At 66.8% G+C, this 2,539-nt stretch carries 3 protein-coding genes; 2 read left to right on the forward strand and 1 reads right to left on the reverse strand.

Annotation, left to right across the window (positions count from 1 at the left end):
* A partial coding sequence (locus FVW27_RS12945; RefSeq protein WP_167125744.1) for a zinc ribbon domain-containing protein occupies positions 1-188 on the reverse strand: 188 nt, incomplete at its 3' end.
* A gap of 371 nt (positions 189-559) precedes the next feature.
* On the opposite strand from FVW27_RS12945, the gene FVW27_RS12950 reads away from it, so the two are divergent.
* Positions 560-1,147 carry a DJ-1/PfpI family protein gene (locus tag FVW27_RS12950; RefSeq protein WP_167125746.1) on the forward strand — a complete coding sequence of 196 codons (588 nt, stop codon included), beginning with the start codon at positions 560-562 and terminating at the stop codon, positions 1,145-1,147.
* Positions 1,148-1,417: 270 nt separating this feature from the next.
* Positions 1,418-2,302 carry a dienelactone hydrolase family protein gene (locus FVW27_RS12955; protein ID WP_167125748.1) on the forward strand — a complete coding sequence of 295 codons (885 nt, stop codon included), beginning with the start codon at positions 1,418-1,420 and terminating at the stop codon, positions 2,300-2,302.
* Positions 2,303-2,539 lie beyond the last annotated feature (237 nt).

A 2,539-nucleotide genomic window follows, 5' to 3' on the forward strand; every position in this document is an offset into this window, starting at 1 on the left:
GCCCCGGCCCCGGCGTTGCGCGGGGTGCTGGTGAACGGGCTGCCCGCCCGCAGCTTGGGGGTGGCGGCGGACATCATCCGGGAGCCCTGGGCACCGCAAGCGGGGCAGGCGCAGGTTTCGGCATCGCGGGCGCACAGTTCCTCGAACACGGCGCCGCACCCCTGGCAGGAGAATTCGTACATGGGCATGGGTGTTACCTTTGCGTGTCGGTCGGTGCTCCGACCTGACTGCTGTATGGTTGCGGTTGTAAGCAGCCGCCGAACGCGCTATTGCTAGAATGCGCAAACACTCCCGCGCGGTGGCGTCTGCGTCCATGAGCAATCCATGGGCCCATCCATGAGTCCATCCATGAGCATGCACCTTCAGCCGACCGGCGGGAACCGGATCCTGCGGCGTCCCCTTGGTTGGCACTTCAATAACCATTTCGCGCAGGGACGCAAGCCGTGGGCGCAAGCGTTGCGCCGATCAGGCGCGTACCTCCTCTTCCCCAACCCCCGACCGGCACGCCCGGCGGCGGCCACGGGCCGCACCGCGCGCGTCGGCAGCAAAGGAGCACGACATGGCAGTGAAGAAGATTCTGTTCCTGGTGGGCGATTTCGTGGAAGACTACGAAGTCATGGTGCCGTTCCAGATGCTGCTGATGGTGGGCCACGACGTGCACGCGGTGTGCCCCGGCAAGAAGGCGGGCCAGCAGGTGCGCACGGCGGTCCACGACTTCGAGGGTGACCAGACTTACTCCGAAAAGCCGGGCCACAACTTTACCCTGAACGCCGACTTCGACGCCGTGAACACGGCGAACTACGACGCGCTGGTGATTCCCGGTGGCCGCGCCCCGGAATACATCCGACTGAACCCGCGCGTGGTCGAGATCGTGCGCGAGATGGCGGCTGCCAAGAAGCCCATCGCCTCCGTGTGCCATGGCCAGCAGTTGCTGGTGACGGCGGGCGTGGTCAAGGGGCTGACCTGCACCGCGTACCCTGCCGTGAAGCCGGACATCGAAGGGGCGGGCGGCACGTGGTGCGAGGTGAATGACACGTTCACCAATGCCTGCGTGGACGGCAATGTGGTTACCGCGCCCGCGTGGCCCGCGCACCCCGAGTGGATGCGTAAGTTTCTTGGGGTGCTGGGTTCGCGCATCGAACCGTAGAGCCTGTGCCGCTATGGCCTTTTTGTCCTCTGCCTGCGTCAGAATGATTTTTTATTCCGGTCGAATACGCTAAGAGTATACTCCCTTCATAAAAAATCATTCTTTCTTGGCAGAGAACAAAAATTCTCATAGCGGCAACAGGCTCTCGCCACTGGCTTGGCGTGTCCTTTGCTTCAAGGAAGGTCAGGCAGCCAAAGATCGAAACGCGACGTCCGGCGAATCCGCCGGGCGTCGCTGCATATGGCGCGTGACCGCCACCGGGGAAGCTTGATGGACAGGAAGGATGTCGGAATGGGCGCGTGGAGCGGGGCGGTCGGGTTGTTTGCCGACGATTCGCTGGCGTGGGCGGGCAGGGCGGTGGCCTATGCCGCGCCCGCCAGTTCTGCCAGTTTGGCCCGTTCGGCCAACGTGGAAAGTGCATCGGGACCGGGCTACGGCACGGTGGCCTGCGAGGGGCGTCTGTTCCTGCCGGGCGGTTTCGGGGCAGTGGATCGAGAAGGGCCGCGCGGCGGCGTGCCCGGCGTGCTGTTGCTGCACGAATACACCGGCCTTGGCGACTACCTGTTCCGCAGCGCGGCACGGCTGGTGCAGGCCGGGTATGCCGTGCTGTGCGCCGACCTGTACGGCACCGCGCTGCGCCCCACGAACATCGAGCAGGCCCGCGCCTGCCTGCGCCCCCTGCGTGACGACAGGGCGCTGCTGCACCTGCGCGCGCGAGCCGGGCTGGACGCGCTGGCCGGTGTGCCCGGCGTGGACGCGGCCCGTCTGCTGGCCATGGGGTTTTCGCTGGGCGGAGGGGCCACGCTGGAGTTGGTCCGCGCCGGTGCCCCCCTGCGCGGCGCGGCCAGCATGTACGGATACCTTTCCTCGTCGCAGCCGGTGGTGCCCGGCGCGGCGCATTGCCCGGTGCTGGTGCATCTGGCCGGGCACGACCATGTCATTCCGCTGCGCGACGTTGAACCCTTTGTCCGCGAGATGTCTGCTGCCAATGTGGATTGCCGGGTGGTGCTGCACGCGGGTGCGGGCCACGGCTTCTGCAATGCGGCCTACGGGACGGCGTTCGACGCCGAAGCGTCGTGGCACTGCCCGCGCACCGAGGCCAGAGCCTGGGACGACGTGCTGTGCTTTTTCACGGAGTGTCTGAAGAACAATTGATCCCGTGCACTCGTGCCCAGGCACTCTTGTGTCTGCCCGGCTGGCACGCCTGGCTCGACGGGCAGACTGGCGGACCGAGGACGGGGGCGGGCAGGTGCGGCGGTGCCGGGCGGTTGTTGCCGCCGGTCTGCGGTGTTGTGCCGTAGTGGGCCTGGCCTTGGGAAGCGGCGACGCCCTTAGAATTGCGGCGTGAGCCGTTCGCGGCCGTCGGGGAACAGGCCGGGCTGCGGCGGGCTT

The organism is Nitratidesulfovibrio liaohensis (assembly GCF_011682075.1).
Taxonomy (GTDB): domain Bacteria; phylum Desulfobacterota; class Desulfovibrionia; order Desulfovibrionales; family Desulfovibrionaceae; genus Cupidesulfovibrio; species Cupidesulfovibrio liaohensis.